The organism is Halohasta sp. A2, from assembly GCF_056175805.1.
Genome location: NZ_JAQFWV010000302.1, coordinates 1 through 255 on the forward strand (window position 1 = coordinate 1; position 255 = coordinate 255).

Below are 255 nucleotides of genomic sequence, written 5' to 3' on the forward strand. Positions count from 1 at the left end.
TGGTGGAAGTTTCAGAGCGTAACACGAGCAAGACGTGTTGCGTTTGCGGTAGAAAAGACGATAGTCAGCGTGTCAAGCGTGGCCTCTACGTCTGTGAGGAGTGTGACGCGGCGTTCAACGCTGACGTAAATGGAGCGGAGAACATCCGTCTCAACATCAACGACAAAAGTAACTCCGAGTCTTCGGCCAGTTTGGGCGAGGATAGGAGTACCGGCTGGTTGGCACAGCCTGGAGTCTACCTTTACGACTTGTCCA

Annotated in this window: 1 protein-coding gene; it reads left to right on the forward strand. The window is 53.3% G+C overall.

What is annotated here, in order from left to right; all coding sequences use genetic code 11:
• On the forward strand, window positions 1-255 hold a 255-nt coding region (locus tag O2S87_RS19220), incomplete at both ends, for a zinc ribbon domain-containing protein (RefSeq protein WP_475410263.1).